The following is an 18,327-nucleotide window of genomic DNA, read 5'->3' as shown; positions in this document are numbered from 1 at the left end:
TCGCCCCCCTGGGCCTAGCCACATGAGTTCCGCCCCGTTGATCCGGCTGCCGACTCGGTCGCACGTGGTACGGCGACCGACGACGACGGCGCTGGGTTCGCTGCGATCTCCTCGGACGCGTCGGCGTCCGGGGTCACTGCTGTTTCGGTGTCGTTCTGTTCGTTACTGCTTGACGAGTCCTCGGCCGAGGACTCGCCCGTGGCGTCGCGTGGAGCCGCCGCCAGTGGAGCGTCAGCGGCCGGCGAAGAAGCCGGCGACGACGAAGCCGGAGCGGCCGCCTTCGTCGTCGGAGCGCTCACGGCGTTGCCACCGCCGAGCGCGACCGTCGACTGTTGCACGCTACCCGGGCTGAGCGTGACGTTCGGGATCGTCGCCGTGCGGCCCGCGTTGTCGGTCACCTTCACCGAGAACGGGCCGGTGCCGAGGCCGCCGTCGGCGACCCAGTGGTTGTCGGTCGTCCGGCTCAGGTCCGTGCCGTCGACCTCGACGTTCGTCAGCGGGTTGCCGTGGTTGTCGATCAGGATCGACAGGAAGAACTCCGACGAACCCTCTTTGACCCGGGCGCTGAGCTTGCCGACCGCCGGGTTCGCGACCGCCGAGTACGTGATCGGAACCACACCGGCCTCGGGGTCGGCGATCTGCTCGAACGCCTCCCGGCTCAGGTCGATGTGGCCTTCCTCGCACTCCGGGCACTGGTCGACGACCTTCACGCGGACGCTGCCCGACGGGCCCTTCACGTCGAGGTAGCTGCCGCACGCCCCGGCGCCGGAGTACTCGGACGGGCCGAGCGCGACGTACAGGTCGTCGGCCGGGAGCGACGGGAACGAGCAGTTGCCGACGCCGCCATCGAAGAACGTGGCCTCGCCGCTCCGCTCCACGCCGGCGGGCGGGACGGCGGCGCAGGCGGCTCCGGCGAACTGGGTGACGCCGGTGACGAACGCGACCGAGCAGAGCACCACACCGCCGGTCACGCTCGGGGCGAACCAGCGCCGCCGCAGCGCGCGACGTAATCCCGCGAACCGGCCACCGTCCTTGGCCGCCGGTACCACCTCGGTCATCGCGGTGGCACCGGCCCGGAAATCCGCCGTCTCGAACGACGAGGCCACCGGCTCCGACCGGAAACTCCGCGGCTCCCCCGCCACCGAACCAAAGCCCCGTGGCCGATCCGAACCAGCCCGCTCGAAACCCGGCCCGGCCGAGACCGGGCGATCCAACTCCGGCTGGTCCGCCTGCCGGTCCACGGCCGAACGAGCGGCCACCGCACCCGCGACACCCGCCACCGCGCTGGACCCGAGCCCACGCCGACGGGATCCCCGGTGCTTACCCCGGCCGGAATCCGCCGAGGCGCCGTCGACGACGCGGAACTCGCCGGTGTTGCCGCCCTTCGACCGAGGCGCCCCGAAGAAGTCGGTGTCGGCCGGGTCCCAGGCGTCGATCGGCTCGTCTTCCCAGCGTGGGCCGGTCACGCCCGCACGCCTTCGTCGGTCGACGCCGTGCTGACCAAGCTTCTGCCTCCACCGCTCCGCGCCGATCCCACACCGGCCGACGCACATCTAAACGGATGTCATCGTGCCGCGCGCACGCGGAGTACGGCAGATCCGGACCGTCGGTTTAGGCGCGGCTTGGGGATGTCTTAAGCCGCGGCGCCTCGATCCCGCGACGAATCACCTGCACACGCAGGGTGCCCCCCGCTGCAGTCGATTTGGGGGCATACTCGCCCCACGTCATTGCGGAGTCCGGTTCCGGGGAATCCACAGTGTCCGACCCGCCCCCAGTGGAACCGACCGAACCCGCCCCGGAGTGACCGACACCGCGTCCACCCAAACCTCCCCCGTGAATCCGCGTAGCCCCGCGCTCAGCGGGGACTAGCTGATACATGGGAGGTTTTCGCTGTTCACGGTCGCGTGTTATGCCTAGATACACGGCGAATTCGGTGACCGACGACAGCGAAGGACCCTCGCGATGCCGCTGACATTGGTCTCCGCCTTACGCGGTAGACCGGAGCACGTGCCGCCCGACTTCCCGGACGCACCCGCGTCCGGTACCGACGGACCAACGACGAGGACGGACGCTTCCCGGCTGCTGTCCGGCCGGGTCGGCCTGGGCCCGATCGCCGCACGCTCGGGCGCCGTCCTGCGCGCCGCCTGGTGCGTCGTCCTCCCGGCGGTCGCCTACGGTGGCGGCGCGGTCGCGGCTCCCTCGGTCTGGCAGCACGTGCTTCTCCTCGGTGCGCTCGCCTGGGGCGCGAGCGTGGCCGCGATCTGCTGGACGGGCCGGCTCCCGACCTGGCTGGTGCTCGGCGACGCCGTGGTGTCGGCGGGGCTGCTGATCGCGACCGTCCGGCTGCTCCCGGCCGAGTTCGCCGGCGCCGCCGGGAGCTGGGTCATCGGGTGGGCCGGCGTCTCGGTGCTGTTGGCGTCGTGGCGGCTGCGCGCCTCGCTGGTCTGGCTGGTGGCGCTGGCCGAGATCAGCGCCTACCTGCTCGGTTCCCAGTTGGCCGGCGCCGAACTCGAGAGTCGGGAGCCGCTCGGCCTGGCCCGGCCGATCGCCGACACCGTCCAGGCGGCCGGCGTGCTGCTGGCCCTGGCCGCGATCGGCCTGGTGCTGGTCCGGCTGGTCCGGCTGGGCGCGCTGAACGCGAGCGGGACGATCCGGGGCCGGAACACCGCCCGCCGCACCGATCAGGTGGAGAGCGCGCGGCTGCACGACCGCAGCGTGCGCCGCCTCCTGCTGCACGACACCGTGCTGACGACGCTCACCGCGATCGCCCGCGGCGGGCTGGAGGGCCGGGCCGACGTCGTCCGCGCCCGGTGCACCGACGACATGGAGTCGCTCGCCCACGATCCACGCGCCGACGAGCCGGTCCGCACCGGCCGCCGGCTCCTCGACGTCGTCCACCGCCAGGCCGCGCACCGGGGCCTGCGGGTGTACGTCGCCGAGGGCGCCCCCGCCGATCCGCTGCCGGCCGAAGTGACGACCGCCTTCGCCGCCGCCAGCCGGGAGGCCCTGTCGAACGTCGAGAAGCACGCGGGCACGACCGAGGTCGGTATCGCGGCCCGCGGCGGCGAGAACTGGCTGGAGCTGACGATCCACGACCGCGGCCGCGGCTTCGACCCGGCCACCGCGCGCACCGGCGGCCTCGGGCTGAAGAAGTCGCTCACCGGGCGGATGACGGCGGTCGGCGGAGCCGCGAGCGTGCAGTCGGCGATCGGCCGCGGCACGGTCGTGACCCTGCGCTGGTCGGCCGAGGAGGCCGCCCACGTCGGCGTCGTGCCGCCGCCGGCGATCGAGGAGACCCCCAGGGCCGAGCCCGCCGTGCCGAATCAAGTCGACGAGGAGCGCATCCTCGCCGATCGCTACACCCGGTACGGGTTGCTCGCGCTGGCCTGGATCGGCCACTTCTGGCAGGCGCTGAGCCTCGGCCTGCTGATCACCAACTGGGCGAACTACCGCTCGGGGTGGGTGGCGCTTGGCGGCTGGTCCGTCCTGTTCGTCATCACGCTCGTGCAGGTCTACCTGGTCACGCTCCAGGGCAAGCGCGGCCACCCCTCGGACTGGATCGACCGGCACGCCGGCTGGATGACCGTCCTGTCGGTGGCCGCGGCGCTCGCGGTGCTGCTCGACTGCACGTCGGCGGGCCTGCTCACCCCGGCGAACTGGCCGATCGGCGTCCTCGGCTGGATCCTCTCGGTGTTCGCGCTGCGTCGCCCACTGTGGTTCGACCTCGCCTGGCTGACGATCGCGCTCACGACGCTGGTCGCGGTGGCGATCGAGTGGAGCGGGTCGAGCACCGCCGTGGCGATCGCGCTCGGCGTCGTGTTCGGGGCCGGCATTCCGCAGGTCGGCGCCCTGGTGATCGTCTTCGAACTGCGTCGGCACGCGACCGTGGCGGCGACGGCTCTCGCCGAGCAGCACCAGTTGGACGCCGCACGCGCGGCTCGCGACGCGGTGACCGCCGATCGGATCCAGCGTGACGCCGCACTCAGCCGGGATCTGTTCCCGCTGTTGCGCGCGCTCTCCAACGGGTCGGCGAACCCCGACTCGCCGGTCGTGCGGCGTCGCTGCGAACTCGCCGCCGCCGAGGTCCGGGCGCTCGTCGACCACGACGACCTCACCACCCCGATCGCGACGCTCGACGCCGTCGCCGCGGTCACCCGCAGTGCCCGTCAGCGCGACATCGTGCCGGTCGTGCATCTCGGCGAAGGCCTCGACGTCGTCTCGCCGGGCTGGCAGCGCACGTTCGCTCAGCTCACCGATCGGATGCTCGCCGAAGCGCTGCCCGGCGAAGCGACCCTCACGGTGCGCGGGACGCCGGAGGAGATCGCGATCACGTTCTGCTTCCCGACCCGTACCCCGGCGCCGCTGCTGCAGTCCGTGGCGGTCGGCGTCGGTAATCAGTTGGTGCCCGACCGTCAGATTCGGGTGGACATCGAACCGGACATGACCAACACCGCATGGCTGGAGGTGACATGGGACACGAGGAGCGTTGCGTGATCCGCGTCGCAGTGGTCGACGACGACGAGATCCTGCTGCACGGCATCGAAGCCTGGCTCTGCCAGGGAAACCCGAACTCCGGAAGCGCCCCGGACGGCCTCGAGGTGCAGGTCGTGGCCACGGCGAAGTCGGTGCTCGACCTGCTGTCCGGCGCGTCCAGACCCAGCCAGGGGCCGCCGTCGGTGCCCCCGCCGAACTACTCGTTGCATCGCAACAACGGCATCAGCCGGCCGCTGAGCGTCGGCCGGGCGAGCGTCCCGACGATGCGCCCCAGCCCGTACGCGGAAGAGCCGGCGCCGCGTACCGCCGCCCCGGTGGCGCTGATGGACCTGCGCCTGCGCGACGGCCGGCGCGTCGCCGAGAACGTCCAGGCGTTGATCAAGGCGGGCTACGCCGTGGTCACCTGCAGCACCATCGACGACGCCGGGTTCGTGCACGAGGCCGGACGGGCGGGTGCGCTGAGCTACGTCCGCAAGTCGCGCGAGGCCGGTGACATGCGTCAGGCGCTGGCCGCGGCCGCACGCGGCGAACGGTACGTCTCGCAGAGCCACGCCGCGCTGATCCAGCGCGCGCGGTCGTACGGGGTGCCGGAACTGTCCGGTCAGGAGCGGGAGGCACTGCGCCTGTACGCGTCGGGTCTGACGATGTCGAGCGTCGCCCGGCGGCTCAACGTCAAGCAGGGCACGGCGAAGAGCTACCTGGACCGGGTGCGTGACAAGTACGAGCAGGCCGGCCGAGCGGCCCGGACGAAGCTGGAGCTTCGTGACCGGGCCGTCGAGGACGGGGTTCTCAGCACCCCCCGACCGGAGTGACGCTCAGCTGACGGCCACCGGCGTGCGGGCGAACGTGACCCGCACGGCGGTGCCCGGTGCCAGCTCCGAGACCTGGGAACTGGGCACCTGCGCGGTGATCAGCTCACCGCCGGGCATCGTGACCGTCACGCGGCTGCTGGAGCCCAGGAACGCGGACGAGGCCACCCGGGCCTCACTCGCGGGGTCGACCGCCACCTCCACCGCCTCCGGGCGCACGTAAGCGGTGACCTCGGCGCCCGGCGTCGTGGCGTCGGACTGCGCCAGTGGCAGTTTCTGGCCGAGGACCTCGACGGTGCCGCCGGCCGCCACCACACCGGGCAGGCGGTTGCTCAGCCCGACGAACTCCGCGACGAACGCGGTCGCGGGCCGGGAGTACACCTCCTCGGGCGGGCCGATCTGCTCCAGGTTGCCCGCGCGCATCACGCCGACCCGGTCGGCGACCGCGAGGGCTTCCTCCTGGTCGTGGGTCACGAACAGCGTCGTGGTGCCCACCTCCAGCTGGATGCGCCGGATCTCGTCGCGGAGCTGGACGCGCACCTTCGCGTCCAGCGCGGAGAGCGGCTCGTCGAGCAGCAGCACGGCCGGCCGGATCGCCAGCGCACGGGCCAGCGCCACCCGCTGCTGCTGACCGCCGGACATCTCGTGCGGGTAGCGGCCGGCCTGCGCGGTCAGGCCGACGAGCTCGAGCGCATCGTTCGCGCGCTTGGTGCGCTCGGCCCCGCCGAGCTTGCGCAGACGCAGCCCGAACGCGACGTTCTCCGCCGCGGTGAGGTGCGGGAACAAGCTGTAGGCCTGGAAGACCATGCCCATGTTGCGCTTGTTCGCCGACACCCGGGTGAGGTCCTTGCCGCCGACGGTCACCGTGCCCGCGTCCGCGTCCTCGAGCCCGGCCAGCACCCGCAGCGCGGTCGTCTTGCCGCAGCCGGAGGGGCCGAGCAGCGCGACCAGTTCACCGGGGGTGAGCGTCAGGTCGAGGCCGTCCAGCGCGTGCACCGTGCCGAACGTCCGCCGCAGCCCGGCCAGCGCGACCTCGACGCCAGTCATGAAACCTCCTTGGAACGCCGCCGACCACCGACGAACGAGAGCGCGAACAGCAGGATGAACGCGAGGACCAGCGAGACCAGCGACACCGCGACCGAGATCGTGGCGCTGCTCTTGCCCAGCAGGTTGATGGCGACCTGCAGGTTCTCGCGGTTGAGCAGGGAGGCGATGGTGAACTCGCCGAGCACGAGCGCGACCGAGAGGAACGCGGCCGACAGCACGGCCGAGCGGATGTTGGGCAGCACGACCCGCCAGAGCACCGTGCCCCAGCCCGCGCCGAGGCTACGGGCGGCCTCCGACAGCGTCTTGACGTCGATCGCGGCCAGGCCCGCGTCGAGTGCCCGGTAGGCGAACGGCAGCACCAGGATCACGTACGCGAACGTCAGCCAGAGCGACGAGCCGCTGATCAGGTAGGTCACCCAGGCGTACACCGGCGCCAGGCCCACCACCAGCACGATCGCCGGGATCGTCAACGGCAGCAGGCAGAGGAATTCCATCGGGCGACGCAGCCAGGGCAGCCGCAGCCGGACCCAGACCATCGTCGGCACCAACAGCACCAGCATCAGCACCGCGGTGAGCGCCGCCTGCTCGAGCGAGTAGATGATGCCGATCGAGAGGTCGGGGTAGTCCTCCTGGATCTGGCCCCAGTTCACCAGCGTCTTCCACACCTCGGCGGTGCGGCCGTCGGCCCCGCGGGTGGTGAACTCGAGCATCGCGTAGAGCGGGAGCAGGAAGAACACTCCGAGCACGACGAGCACGATCCAGCGGAAGAGGCTCTGTTTACGACGGCGGTTCATCCCAACCACCTCGACGTGCGCTTCTGCAGGATCGCGTAGAGCCACATGACGATCGCGACGACCACGACCATGCCGAGCGCCAGCGCCTTGCCGACGTTTTCCTGCCCCAGCAGCACCTCGCTGGTGAGCGCGCCCCGGATCTGCAGCGGCACGATCGGGCTGCCCTGGCTGACCAGCGCGGCCGCGGTCGCGTAGGCCGAGAACGCGTTGGCGAACAACAGCAGCGTCGAGCCGAGGAACGCCGGGGCCAGCAACGGGCCCCCGACCAGGCGCCAGTACTGCCAGGTCGAGCCACCGAGGCTCTCGGCCGCCTCCCGCCACTGCGGGCGGATGCCGTCGAGCGCGGGCAGGAACACGATCACCATCAGCGGGATCTGGAAGTAGGTGTAGACGAGCGTGAGGCCCGGCAACTCGAACAGCCAGACGCCACCGGCGAAGATGTTCACGTCGAAGTGGTCGGCCAGGTAGACCGTGACGAAGCCGGTGAGGCCGATCGTCGCGTAGAACGCGAACGCCAGCGTGACGCCGCCGAACTGCGCGAGCACCGCGCAGGCCGACGTGACGATCCGGCGCAGCAGGCCGTCCGGCTTCGCCGTCGCCACCGCGTACGCGAGCAACGCACCGAGAACGGCTCCGATCAGCGCGGACGCGGCCGACAGCGCGATGCTGAAGACGAACGCGTCGACGACCTGCCTGCTGCCGAGCGCCTTGATGTTCTCCAGCGTCGCGCCGCCGCCGTCGTCGGGGTTGGCGCCGAAGGCCCCGATCACGACGACCAGCGTCGGGATGATCAGGAAGACGACGACGTAGGCACCGAACGGGACGACGCCCAGCAGGCTCAGGACGTTCAGGCGCCGAAGCCCACCCGCTCCGCCCTCCGATGTGGAGAGCGGAGCGGGGGTGGCCAGCGCCTCGACGGGAGGAGCTGACTCAGGCAACGGCCTTCGCCCAGTTCGCGGCGAGGTATTCCTTTGCCTTCGTGTTCTGCGCCTCGGTCGGGAAGACCGGGGTGCCGGTGACGGCGGGCAGCTTCGCGAACGCGGCCTTGTCGATCGTTCCGGCCTTCTCCATGGACTCGGCGCGGACCGGGCGGGCACCGCCGGCGAGCCAGAGGTTCTGCCCCTCGTCGGAGTAGAGGAACTCCTGCCAGAGCCGCGCGGCGGCCGGGTGCGGGGCGTCCTTGTTGATCGCCTGGACGTAGTAGCCGCCGACGACGGCGTTCGCCGGGACGACGGTCTTCCACTCGGTCTTGCCCTTGAGCTTCTCGCCCTGGCTGACGTTCAGGTAGTCCCAGTCGATGACGACCGGCGTCTGGCCGGACTCGATCGTGGCCGGGGTCGGGTCCACCGGCAGGAAGTTGCCGACGTCCTTGAGCTTCTTGAAGAACTGGACGCCGGGCGCGATGTCGTCGGCGGAGCCGCCTTCGCCGACCGAGGCCATCATGACGCCGCTGAACGCCGCGCCGGCCTGCGTCGGGTCACCGTTCAGCGCGACCTTGCCCTTGTACGCCGGCTTGAGCAGGTCGATGAGGCTGGTCGGCGCCGGCACCTTGCTCGAGTCGAACCCGATGCTCATGTAACCGCCGTAGTCGTTGACCCAGGTGCCCTTGGGATCCTTGAGGTCAGCGGGGACGTCGGCGAACTTCTCGGTCTGGTACGGAGCGAAGAGGTCGGTGTTCGCCACCGCGACGGCGCTTCCGAGGTCGAAGACGTCCGGCGCGCGGTCCTGGCCCTTGAGCGACTTCGCCGCGGTGATCTCGTCCGCACTGGAGGCGTCCGGCTGGGCGGAGTTGACCTTGATGTCGTACTTGCCCTCGAAGGCCTTGATGATGTTGCCGTAGTTGGCCCAGTCCGGCGGAAGGGCGATGACGTTGAGCTCGCCCTCCTTCTTCGCGGCCTTGACCAGCTCGTCGAGGCTGCCGAGGTCCTTGGCGCTGGTGGCCGTCGCCGCCTTCGCGGTGTCGCTACCGTCGCTCGAGTTGTCCTCGGTCGGCGGCGAGCAGGCAGAGACCGCCAACGTGAGCGCGGCCGCAGTGGTGAGCGCGGCGAGTTGGATACGCACAGGTCCTCCTTCGCGTGGCCCGCGCACTGCGGGACCAGGTGATTCGTACCGCTGAAGGCGCACGTACTCCAGGAGTGTTTCCGTTTTGGGACCTGCACTTGCCAGACATTCAGCGGCCGGAAACTCGGCGTTGGCCCAAAACCGGCAAACTGGGACCCGTGGTGTGTGCTCGATCACGCCGCGACTTGACCTGACAACGCATCCTGACCAGGGCGGTTGTCGTGACCGCACGCCGAGGCATCCCCCGTTCAACGGACACAGTGGAGAATCGGTATCGTTTCGGTGACTGACTCGGGGGTACCTCAGAGCGATGGCCGACACGCAGCAGACGGTCTTGGCGGGCCGCTACCGCCTCGTCGACCAGCTTGGTCGCGGTGGTATGGGCACGGTGTGGCGCGCCCACGACGAGCTGCTGGATCGTGATGTCGCGGTCAAGGAGGTCCTGCTCCCCCCGGGCGTCGACGACGAGACGCGCGACGACCTCATGGAGCGCACGAAGCGCGAGGCCCGCGCCGCGGCCCGGCTGAGCCACCCGAACGTCGTGACGGTGTTCGACGTCGTCGAGGTCGAGGGCCGTCCGTGGATCGTCATGGAACTGGTCAAGGCACGTGGCTTGAACCAGATCGTCCGTGACGAGGGTTCGCTGGTGCCCGAGCGGGTGGCCGAGATCGGCGTCCAGCTGCTCAACGCGCTCGGCGTCGCGCACGCGTCCGGCATCTTCCACCGTGACGTGAAGCCCAGCAACGTGCTGGTCTCCGACAACGGCCGGGTCGTGCTCGCCGACTTCGGCATCGCCAGCGTCCAGGGCGACCCGGCGATGACCCGGTCGGGCCTGATCCTCGGTTCGCCGTCCTACATCGCGCCGGAACGGGCCCGCGGTCTGCCCGCCGGGCCGGCCAGTGACCTGTGGGCCGTCGGCGCCACGCTCTACACCGCGGTCGAGGGGCGCCCCCCGTACGACCGCGACGGCATCGTGCCGATCCTCACCGCGGCCGCGATGGAAGACCCCGACCCGTTCGTGAAGGCCGGTCCGATCGCGCCGGTGCTCACCGCGCTGCTGCAGCGCGAGCCGTCGAAGCGTCCCTCGGTGGAGGAGGCGCGGCTGGCGCTGCGCCAGATCTCGCTGGCGGCACTGCCACCGGCCCCTGAGCGTCCGCGTCGGCGCAACCTGTCCGCCACCGCTGTCCTGCCGGCGACCGATCCGGTCCAGGAAAAGCCGGCCAAGGGGGCCGGCGCCGCCAAGCCGGTCAGTCCGGCGAAGCCCGTGAGCCCGGCGCAGCCCGTGAGCCCGGCCCCGCGGCCGGTCAGCCCGGCTGCGGCCGGTGCCGCCGCGGCGGGTACGGCCGCGGCGGACGCGACGGCGCCGACCCCGGCGCCGGTCGAGCCGGCGAGCCCGGCCGAACCGACGAGCCCGGCCCCGTCCGGTGCGGGCACCGAGGACGCTTCCGCCGTGGAGGCCGTCGCTCCGGCCAGCCCCGCGGCGGCCACCCCGGCCCAGCGCACCCCCATCGAGGACGCACCGGCGGCCGAAGCCGAGTCGGTCTCCCCCGCTCCCGTCGGTTTCGCGTCCGAGCCGGGCACGAAGACGCCCCGCCGGGCGGCGTTCCCGCCCGACGACGACACGCCCGCCCCCACCACCTACGGTTCCTCCCCCTCCGGGCGTGGGCGCCTGATCGGGGTGATCGCGGCAGTGCTCGTCGTCGCGGTCGTCGTCGCCGGTCTCGTGTACGCCCTGGCCGACCGCTCCTCCGACGACAACACCGCCGACCCGTCACCGTCGGCAGCCGCGTCGTCCTCCTCGGCCGGTGCACCGAGCGCCACCCAGAGCGCCGGCCCGAGCGGCGGCAGCCCGTCGGCGTCGGCGCCCCCGGCCAGCCCCAGCGCGTCGGCAGGCACCGGCAGCTCCCCGATCCCGGCCGGCTGGCGCAAGGTCACCGGGCCGGGTGGCTTCACGATCGGTGTCCCGAACGGCTGGAGCGCCTCCGACAGCGGCGACGGCTACCGCATCAACGGCAACAACGGCTTCTTCCTCCTCATCCAGCAGAGCAAGCAGCCGAAGCCGAACGCCAAGCAGGACTGGGAGACCCAAGAGTCGGCGCGCCGCGCCCGCTTGAGCAACTACCAGCGCATCAGCATCGAGGAGATCCAGTACCGGAACTACACGACCGCGGCTGACTGGCAGTTCTACTTCAACCGGGGCGGTCAGCGGATCCACGTGGTGAACCGGGGTTTCGTCACCTCACCGTCGCAGGCTTACGGGATGTACTTCGAGGCACCGGCCGACGAATGGGACGAGGGCTACAACACCTACTTCCAGGTGTTCGCCAACACGTTCCAGCCCGCCCCGGGAAGCTAGACCCCCGGCGTCCACCAGTTGCCGGTGAGCACGAGCATCACCTGCAGGCCGATCGTCGCCGGGTAGTACGCGTCCGCGCGCACCGGCGTGGACGTCAGGTAGCGCCACTCGGCGTCGATCCAGTGCTGGCCGTTGCGGTCGAGCATCGCGGGCACGGCGAACGGCACCACGAACGCCGGTTCGGTGTAGTCGGCGAGCACCCGCCCGTCGAGCGTGTACCCGGCCTTGATCCGGGTCGGGTCGTCGCGGGTCGTCGTCCGCGCGAACGTGTTCAGGTGCGCGGCCGCGGCCACCGAGCGGGGATCGCCGGAAAGCACGGCGTCGGTGCCGATCCGCCACGGCACCCGGCAGGCGTTCCACCAGAAACTGCCGTCGTGTTCGCTCTCCAGCACCTCACCGTGAGCCGGCCGCGGCGTGCGGTTGATGCGTTCGACGAAGTCCGGCAGCAGCCCGGTGCCGGGCGAGTACTCCGCCTGCAGCCGGGTGATCAGCCCCAGGTGCGCGTCGAGCACAACGTCCCAGAACGGGTCGCCGGTGACCGTGCGGAACGCCCGGAAATGGCCGAGCATCCAGTCCGACGACCGGGAGATCCGGCTGACCGCGTCGTCGCCGTCGCGGGCCCAGTCACCGGCTCGCACCAGGTGCGACTTCGGGTCGACGATGCTGCGCTTGATCGCCTCGATCCGGCGGCGGGCCAGTTCGAGATAGGTGGTGCCGCCCCACTGCTCGTGCGCGAGCAGCAGACCGTAGGCGATGTCGAGGTCGGCGTCGGTGGCCGAGTCACCGCCGTTGACGCTCTCGCAGCGCTCGTTCTGCTCGGCGGCGTGCAGGTCGGGGTCGATCGACGACGGGTGCGCCATCACGTACCGCAGGATCGCGTCGAACTGCTGGCGGGCGTTCGGGTCGGCCCCCGCCATCAGCGCGGTGACGACAAGACCCCAGCCCTGGCCTTCGCCAACGTACGGCAGCTCGGCGTCGGGTGAGGCGACCGCGGCCCAGTCCTGCCCGCAGGGGCGTTGGCGCACGAACGCGGCCTGCCACTGGCGGTAGTACGCGACGACCGCCTCGTTCAGGTCGGTCTGCGGCCCGGACGGGCGGATGACGGCGCCGCGGTAGTGCGCCCTCCGCAAGCTGCCGAACGGTACTCCGACGGATCCCTGGCTTCCCTGCGGATACAGCGCTTCCCCCTGGGCCGATCCCGACGAATGCGGCGCCGGCCGCGGTGTCGCGGGCGCGGAACGCCGTTCACCGGTAACCGTACCGCCCCCACGCCCGTGCCCTTCCGGCTCACTTCGCAGCAGCGAGCTGACCACCGGAACGCTCCCGATCAGCAGGGCCGCGACACCACTGGCCAGGGCGGCGGTGCGGCGGCGCCGACGCTCGAGACGTCGTCGGCGTGCGCGTGGGCCCTCGTCCTCGGTACGCCGATAGACGTAGGGAGCAGTAGCCGGCATCGGGGACCCTCCCGAAGACCTAGGAATGCCACATCTTGTGGCATTTTAGGCTACTTACGGCACATCTCGCGGCCCCGGGTCGACGTCGGGCACGACGAGCGGCTGATCCGGGGCCACCGCGGGTTCACCGATCGACGGTTCGGGCGGTGCCGGCGACGCCAGCGAGCCGTCCTCGTGGTGCGGGGCGTCGTCGCCGTGCCGCGGCGGCACGGGGGGCGCCGGTTCGATCGGGATCTTCGCCATCGCTTTCGGGTCGTGGATCGGGTGTTCCTCGACCTCGTAGCGCCGGATGTACGACCCGACGAACGTCTGGCTGATCGCGGTGAACGGGATGGCCAGGATCGCGCCGATCGGCCCGAGCACGGCGGCACCGGCCAGCACCGCGCCGAACGCCACCGCCGGATGCAGGTCGAGCGTGCGCGCGGTGATCTTCGGCTGCAGCAGGTAGTTCTCCACCTGCTGGTAGATGACGACGAACACGAGCAGGATCAGCGCGTCGAACGGGTCGGCGACGAGCGCGACGATCAACGGGAGTGACGCGGCCAGGTACGTACCGACGGTCGGGATCAGCTGGGACACCAGCCCGACCCAGAGCGCCAGCGCCACCGAGTACTGGATGCCGAGGATCGAGAGCACGATGTAGTGCGCCAGCGACGACACCAGCGCCAGCACGATGCGGGAGTAGAGATACCCGCCGGTCTTGTCGACCGCGATCTCCCAGGCCCGCATCACGTCCCGCTGGCGGGCCGGCGGCAACACCGAGCACAGCGACCGGCGCACCCGCGGAGCATCCGCGCAGAGGTAATAGCCGAACAGGATCACGGTCAACGCCTGGAAGATGATGCCGAACACGCTGGTGCTGAGGTCGACCGCGTTGCTGGCGACGCCCTCCAGCCACCGCCGCACCGGTCCGTCGTCGGCCACGACCTGGTTCTGGATCTGCTGGATCGAGATCTTCGTGTCGAACTTGTCGTTCGCCCAGGCGACGGCGAGGTCCAGGTACTGCGGGAAGCGCGCGGACAGCGTCGTCACCTGCGACACCAGCAGCGAGCCGACCGCGACCATGAACCCGATCAGCGAGGCGAGCACGATCAGCATCGTCACGCCGGTGGCGGCACCCCGGCGCCACCCGCGACGAGCCAGCCAGTTCACGGCCGGCTCGAGGGCGAACGCCAGGAACTGCGCCAGCAGCAGCAGGCCGATCAGGTTACGCAGGCGGCCGAGCAGCCACCAGGTGAGGAAGAACCCGGAGACCGTGAGGGCGGCCAGCACGAACGCCCGGGGCAGCCAGCGCGGCATCAGGTCGTTGCGACGGCGGTCCGCGGCGGTGCGGCGATGCCGTTCCGCCTCCTCCAGACCGAACGCCGTGTCACCGAGATCGTCGACGGACGCCGCCCGGCGCGGGTGGTGCCGCTCGTGCTCGGTCTCGGGATCGGGCGCGGACGTCGCTGTGGGCGGCACGGCCGCCGGATCGGCGGTACCGCGGTGCCGACCGCCTGCCCGCCCGGCCGCGACCCGTCGCCAGGCCGCTCGGGCGTAGGCGGGAACGGCGAGCCGACGCTCGCGCTTGGCCATTCCCGGTCCTCTCTCCGCCCCGTGGTCCCAGCAGACTAAGCCCTGCTCGCCAGCGGACGCCCCGCGCGCCACCGACGGTCGGTTGCGGGCGCGACTTAGTCTGTGTTTCAGCGATGGGTCTGACACTCCCCTGTGAAGGACCCCCTAAGATGAGTCCAACCCTCCCATTCGGATGTCACCCCCGCCCAGGAAGGAGGAGCCTCGATGGTTCTCTTCGTCACCATGGTTGTCCTGGCCGTCGCTGTCGCCACTACCGTGACCGTCGGCCAGAAACGCACCCTGACCGCCCTCGCCGTTACCGGTGGCGCGCTCTGGACCGCCGCCGCCGCCGGTCTTGCGCTGATGAGCGGCGTCCCGCCGCTGCTCCTCGCTCTGGTCGGGGCCTCGCTCGCCTACGCCGTGCACCACCTCACCCGGCGCGCGCTGGCTACCCGCGACGACGGCCTCCCGAACGCGCTGCTGCTGTTCTCCCGGCGCCGCGCCACCCGGATCCCGGCTCCGATCGAGACCACGCCCACCGACATCACGCTGACGCTGAACACGATCCGCGTGCTGGACGCCGAGCGGTCCCGCCGGGAGCCGCTGCACTGGTCGGTGGTGGCCGCGACCGGCATCGCCGCGACCGCGCTCGAGGGGTACTGGGCCTACCAGCACCTGATCGCCGGCGGCGGGGTGTTCTCCGACCTGGCCGCTCTGGCCGGGTTCGCGGTGCTCGCCACGCTCACCGTCGCGGGCACGGGCGTCGCGGGCCTGGCGGTGCACATGCGGACGACGCCCCGCCCGGACTCGGCCCCGCAGTCGATGCCCGCGCCGAGCGACATGGAGACGATCGCGTTCACGCCGATCACGGTCGGTACCACCGGTCGGTTCGGCCGTCGTCGCCCGCGTGCCACCGCCGGTCGCTGAACCACTACCGCTGAGAAACCGAAGGGCCCTGGCCGTTGCCAGGGCCCTTCGTTCGTCAGGACCGCTCGTGGACGACGGCCACGCGCTCCGCGGCGTCCAGGCGGTAGCCGACGCCACGCACGGTGGAGATGGCCGGGCCGGTGCGCTCGAGCTTCGCGCGCAGGCGGCGGATGTGGACGTCGACCGTGCGCTCGCCGCAGATCACCTGGTGGCCCCAGACCAGCCGGAGCAACTGGGGCCGGTCGAAGACCCGCCCGGCGTGCTCGCTCAGGAACACCAGCAGATCGAACTCGCGCCGGGTGAGCTGGAGCTGGACGCCGTCGAGCAGCGCCACTCGCCGCGCCGGGAAGATCTGCAGCGGCGCCGCCGCGACGACCGGGGACTTCTCGACGACCGGCGCCACCTTCACGGCCGGCTCGACCGGAACCGGGGCCGGGGCGACGAACGCGGGCAGCGGCACGGCCGGCGCCCATCCGGTGCGACCGACCTGGGTCAGCGCCGGGCGGCCCGCGCGGTTACCGGCGCCGACCTCCAGCCCGACGGACGCGGAGATCGCGACGCTGCCGGCGCCGGCGTTCGCCGCGTCGACCAGATCGCGGATCTGGCCGGCGAGCTTCGTCGCGGTCTCGAGGGCTTCCGGCCCGGCCACCGCCACCTCGACCGAGATCGTCGCTCCCGACGCGGCCGGGGTCGAGGCGGGAGGGCGGGAGCGCGCTCGTTGCGGGGCTATCCGGGGCCGGGCGACGGGCTGAACGGTCATGGCTGCTCCTAATAGGACACGAAGATCACAGGGATGAGGTGCGGGAGCAGCGGTCGACGACGCCGAGGACCGACTGGGGCCGCGCGGGTCAGGCCTGACACCAGGCGCTGGACGCGCGACCGAGGTCGATGGAGAGACGACCGGTGAGGTTCCAGGCGTCGCGCATGACCACAGTCTTTCAGATGCTGGTCGAGAAAACAATTCCTATCGGCTTGGTAGACATAGCCAACGACCGTCGGTCCGGGGCACGATGACCCCCATGCCGAATCTTCCGAGCCGGTCCACGTTTCCGGTGCTCCGGGACGTGCCGACCCGATGGCACGACAACGATCACTACGGCCATGTGAACAACGTCGTGTACTACGCCTACTTCGACACCGCGGTGAACGGCTGGCTGATGGACGCCACCGACGCCGACATCCGGGACCTACCGGCGCTCGGCCTGGTCGTCGAGACCTCGTGCCGCTTCCACCGGTCGATCAGCTTCCCCGATCGGCTCGAAGTCGGCATCGGCGTGGCCAAGCTCGGCACGTCGAGCGTCGTCTACCGGTTGGCGATTTTTCGCAAGGGCGACGACGACGCCGTTGCGCTCGGCCGGTTCGTGCACGTCTATGTCGATCGAGCGACACGACGGACATCGGCGATTCCACCGGTTCTCCGGGATGTGCTGGCGCCGGTGGCCGAGAAGAGCGCACCGTTGTTCCAAGCCGCCGGTCTGCTCGACGCCGAGGAGGGTCACCGATGACCGACCTACTGACGGAATCCGTATTCACCTGGGGCGCGCCGCCGCTGAAGTTCGGTCCGGGCGCGGTCGACGAGATCGGCTACGACGTCGCGCGCCTCGGCGTCCGCCGCGTTCTTGTACTTACCGACCCGCGGATCGCCGCGACCGGCCTCCCCGCACGCGTCGCGGAATCGCTGAAAGCAGCAGGCGTCGACCACGCGCTCTACGACCAGGTGCACTGCGAACCGACCGACGAGAGCCTGCGCGCCGCCGCGGCCACCGCGAACGACCTCGCCGGCGAGGACGGGTTCGACGGTTACGTCGCCGTGGGCGGCGGCTCGGTGATCGACACCGCGAAGGCCGTCAACCTGCTCAGCACGTCCGGCGGCGACGTGATGGACTACGTCAACAAGCCGGTGGGCGCCGGTCGAGCCCCGAGCAAGCCGACCAGACCGCTCGTCGCGGTGCCCACCACGGCGGGTACCGGCTCGGAGAGCACACCGGTCTGCGTGCTGGACATCCTCGGCCTGAAGGTGAAGAGCGGCATCAGCCACCCGTCGCTGCGCCCGGTACTCGCGGTCGTCGACCCGCTCGTCACGCTCTCCCTGCCGGCGGCGGTGACCGCGGCGGCCGGAATGGACATCGTCTGCCACGCGCTCGAGTCCTACACCGCCCGCCCCTACACGAGCTTCCTGCGGCACACCGCCGAGACCCGGGTCGCGTACAACGGGTCGAACCCGGTCTCGGACGTGTGGGCGGAGAAGGCGCTCACGCTCATCGCCCGCAGTTTCCGGCGCGCGGTGCTCGTCGGCACGGACCTGACCGCCCGGTCGGACATGATGGCGGCGGCCACGTTCGCCGGGATGGGCTTCGGCAACGCCGGTGTCCACATTCCGCACGCGTGCGCGTACCCGATCGCCGGCATGGTCCGCGACTACCGTCCCGCCGGGTACGACGCCGACGAAGCCATGGTTCCGCACGGACAGTCGGTGTCGTTGACCGCGCCGGCGGCGTTCCGCTTCACGTTCCCCACCGACCCCGAGCGTCACGTCCGTGCGGCGTCGCTGCTGTCCGGCGACCCCGAACCGGACGGGCCACCGGCCGAACGTCTCCCGGGAGCGCTCGTGGCGCTGATGCGCGACATCGGCATCCCGTCCGGGGTGGCGGCCGTCGGCTTCGCCGACAACGACGTGGAGGCGCTGGTCGAGGGAACGCTCAAGCAGCAGCGGCTGCTGAACGTGTCACCGCGGACACCGACCGCCGACGATCTCGGGGGCATTTTCCGCTCATCAATGGAGAATTGGTAGCCCCGTTAGCGGGGCAAGTTTCGGTCGTGATCGGAGCGGG

Annotated in this window: 14 protein-coding genes; 6 read left to right on the top strand and 8 right to left on the bottom strand. The window is 71.2% G+C overall.

The features are described 5' to 3' along the window. Positions 1–14: 14 nt before the first annotated feature. Positions 15–1,466 (bottom strand): expansin EXLX1 family cellulose-binding protein, encoded by a 1,452-nt coding sequence (locus tag CRYAR_RS42600; RefSeq protein ID WP_051569668.1) that lies wholly within the window; start codon positions 1,464–1,466, stop codon positions 15–17. A gap of 496 nt (positions 1,467–1,962) precedes the next feature. On the opposite strand from CRYAR_RS42600, the gene CRYAR_RS03050 reads away from it, so the two are divergent. After that, the gene (locus tag CRYAR_RS03050) at positions 1,963–4,494 is read left to right on the top strand and encodes a sensor histidine kinase (protein WP_157017297.1); all 2,532 of its coding nucleotides are present in this window, start codon (positions 1,963–1,965) and stop codon (positions 4,492–4,494) included. Further along, positions 4,491–5,306, top strand: a complete 816-nt coding sequence (locus tag CRYAR_RS42595; protein WP_051569667.1) for a LuxR C-terminal-related transcriptional regulator — start codon at positions 4,491–4,493, stop codon at positions 5,304–5,306. The genes CRYAR_RS03050 and CRYAR_RS42595 overlap by 4 nt, the downstream gene beginning before the upstream one ends. Before the next feature lie 3 nt (positions 5,307–5,309). On the opposite strand, the gene CRYAR_RS03040 is transcribed toward CRYAR_RS42595, so the two are convergent. The 4 genes from CRYAR_RS03040 to CRYAR_RS03025 are packed head-to-tail and all read right to left on the bottom strand — an operon-like array spanning position 5,310 to position 9,205. After that, positions 5,310–6,350, bottom strand: a complete 1,041-nt coding sequence (locus CRYAR_RS03040; protein ID WP_035848321.1) for an ABC transporter ATP-binding protein — start codon at positions 6,348–6,350, stop codon at positions 5,310–5,312. Beyond that, on the bottom strand, positions 6,347–7,144 hold the full coding sequence (locus CRYAR_RS03035) for an ABC transporter permease (protein ID WP_035848318.1): 798 nt from the start codon (positions 7,142–7,144) through the stop codon (positions 6,347–6,349). The genes CRYAR_RS03040 and CRYAR_RS03035 overlap by 4 nt, the downstream gene beginning before the upstream one ends. Next, the gene (locus CRYAR_RS03030) at positions 7,141–8,082 is read right to left on the bottom strand and encodes an ABC transporter permease (protein ID WP_245620382.1); all 942 of its coding nucleotides are present in this window, start codon (positions 8,080–8,082) and stop codon (positions 7,141–7,143) included. The genes CRYAR_RS03035 and CRYAR_RS03030 overlap by 4 nt, the downstream gene beginning before the upstream one ends. Continuing rightward, a complete protein-coding gene (locus CRYAR_RS03025; protein WP_035848317.1) occupies positions 8,075–9,205 on the bottom strand; it encodes an ABC transporter substrate-binding protein in 1,131 nt (376 codons plus the stop codon). Before CRYAR_RS03025 ends, CRYAR_RS03030 begins: the two co-directional genes overlap by 8 nt. A 310-nt stretch (positions 9,206–9,515) precedes the next feature. Here CRYAR_RS03025 and CRYAR_RS03020 point away from each other — a divergent pair, with 310 nt between their 5' ends. Beyond that, positions 9,516–11,561 (top strand): serine/threonine-protein kinase, encoded by a 2,046-nt coding sequence (locus CRYAR_RS03020; protein ID WP_051569666.1) that lies wholly within the window; start codon positions 9,516–9,518, stop codon positions 11,559–11,561. Here CRYAR_RS03020 and CRYAR_RS03015 read toward each other — a convergent pair. Further along, a complete protein-coding gene (locus tag CRYAR_RS03015; RefSeq protein WP_051569665.1) occupies positions 11,558–12,691 on the bottom strand; it encodes a family 8 glycosyl hydrolase in 1,134 nt (377 codons plus the stop codon). The genes CRYAR_RS03020 and CRYAR_RS03015 overlap by 4 nt on opposite strands. Before the next feature lie 378 nt (positions 12,692–13,069). Next, positions 13,070–14,590, bottom strand: a complete 1,521-nt coding sequence (locus tag CRYAR_RS03010) for an AI-2E family transporter (protein WP_051569664.1) — start codon at positions 14,588–14,590, stop codon at positions 13,070–13,072. A 204-nt stretch (positions 14,591–14,794) separates the two neighbouring features. Between CRYAR_RS03010 and CRYAR_RS03005 the strand changes: the two genes are divergently transcribed. Next, positions 14,795–15,496, top strand: coding sequence for a hypothetical protein (locus tag CRYAR_RS03005; protein WP_035848316.1), 702 nt, complete (start codon positions 14,795–14,797; stop codon positions 15,494–15,496). 55 nt (positions 15,497–15,551) lie between these two features. Here CRYAR_RS03005 and CRYAR_RS50080 read toward each other — a convergent pair whose 3' ends face one another. Beyond that, positions 15,552–16,256: a winged helix-turn-helix domain-containing protein gene (locus CRYAR_RS50080; RefSeq protein WP_084699995.1), complete on the bottom strand. Its 705-nt coding sequence runs from the start codon at positions 16,254–16,256 to the stop codon at positions 15,552–15,554. A gap of 250 nt (positions 16,257–16,506) precedes the next feature. Between CRYAR_RS50080 and CRYAR_RS02995 the strand changes: the two genes are divergently transcribed. Beyond that, on the top strand, positions 16,507–17,001 hold the full coding sequence (locus tag CRYAR_RS02995) for an acyl-CoA thioesterase (RefSeq protein ID WP_051569662.1): 495 nt from the start codon (positions 16,507–16,509) through the stop codon (positions 16,999–17,001). Then, positions 16,998–18,287, top strand: a complete 1,290-nt coding sequence (locus CRYAR_RS02990; RefSeq protein WP_035848313.1) for a hydroxyacid-oxoacid transhydrogenase — start codon at positions 16,998–17,000, stop codon at positions 18,285–18,287. Before CRYAR_RS02995 ends, CRYAR_RS02990 begins: the two co-directional genes overlap by 4 nt. The last annotated feature ends 40 nt before the right edge of the window (positions 18,288–18,327 follow it).

Origin of the sequence: Cryptosporangium arvum DSM 44712, from assembly GCF_000585375.1 — a bacterium.
Lineage (GTDB): Bacteria > Actinomycetota > Actinomycetes > Mycobacteriales > Cryptosporangiaceae > Cryptosporangium > Cryptosporangium arvum.
Note: the sequence above shows the minus strand (reverse complement) of the source record. Positions and strands in the feature narration are given on the sequence as shown.

Coding starts and splice junctions, on each gene's coding strand:
- CRYAR_RS50080 (WP_084699995.1), bottom strand. CDS start 16,256: ATGACCGTTCAGCCCGTCGCCCGGCCCCGGATAGCCCCGCAACGAGCG.
- CRYAR_RS02995 (WP_051569662.1), top strand. CDS start 16,507: ATGACCCCCATGCCGAATCTTCCGAGCCGGTCCACGTTTCCGGTGCTC.
- CRYAR_RS03010 (WP_051569664.1), bottom strand. CDS start 14,590: ATGGCCAAGCGCGAGCGTCGGCTCGCCGTTCCCGCCTACGCCCGAGCG.
- CRYAR_RS03035 (WP_035848318.1), bottom strand. CDS start 7,144: ATGAACCGCCGTCGTAAACAGAGCCTCTTCCGCTGGATCGTGCTCGTC.
- CRYAR_RS03005 (WP_035848316.1), top strand. CDS start 14,795: ATGGTTCTCTTCGTCACCATGGTTGTCCTGGCCGTCGCTGTCGCCACT.
- CRYAR_RS02990 (WP_035848313.1), top strand. CDS start 16,998: ATGACCGACCTACTGACGGAATCCGTATTCACCTGGGGCGCGCCGCCG.
- CRYAR_RS03040 (WP_035848321.1), bottom strand. CDS start 6,350: ATGACTGGCGTCGAGGTCGCGCTGGCCGGGCTGCGGCGGACGTTCGGC.
- CRYAR_RS03050 (WP_157017297.1), top strand. CDS start 1,963: ATGCCGCTGACATTGGTCTCCGCCTTACGCGGTAGACCGGAGCACGTG.
- CRYAR_RS03020 (WP_051569666.1), top strand. CDS start 9,516: ATGGCCGACACGCAGCAGACGGTCTTGGCGGGCCGCTACCGCCTCGTC.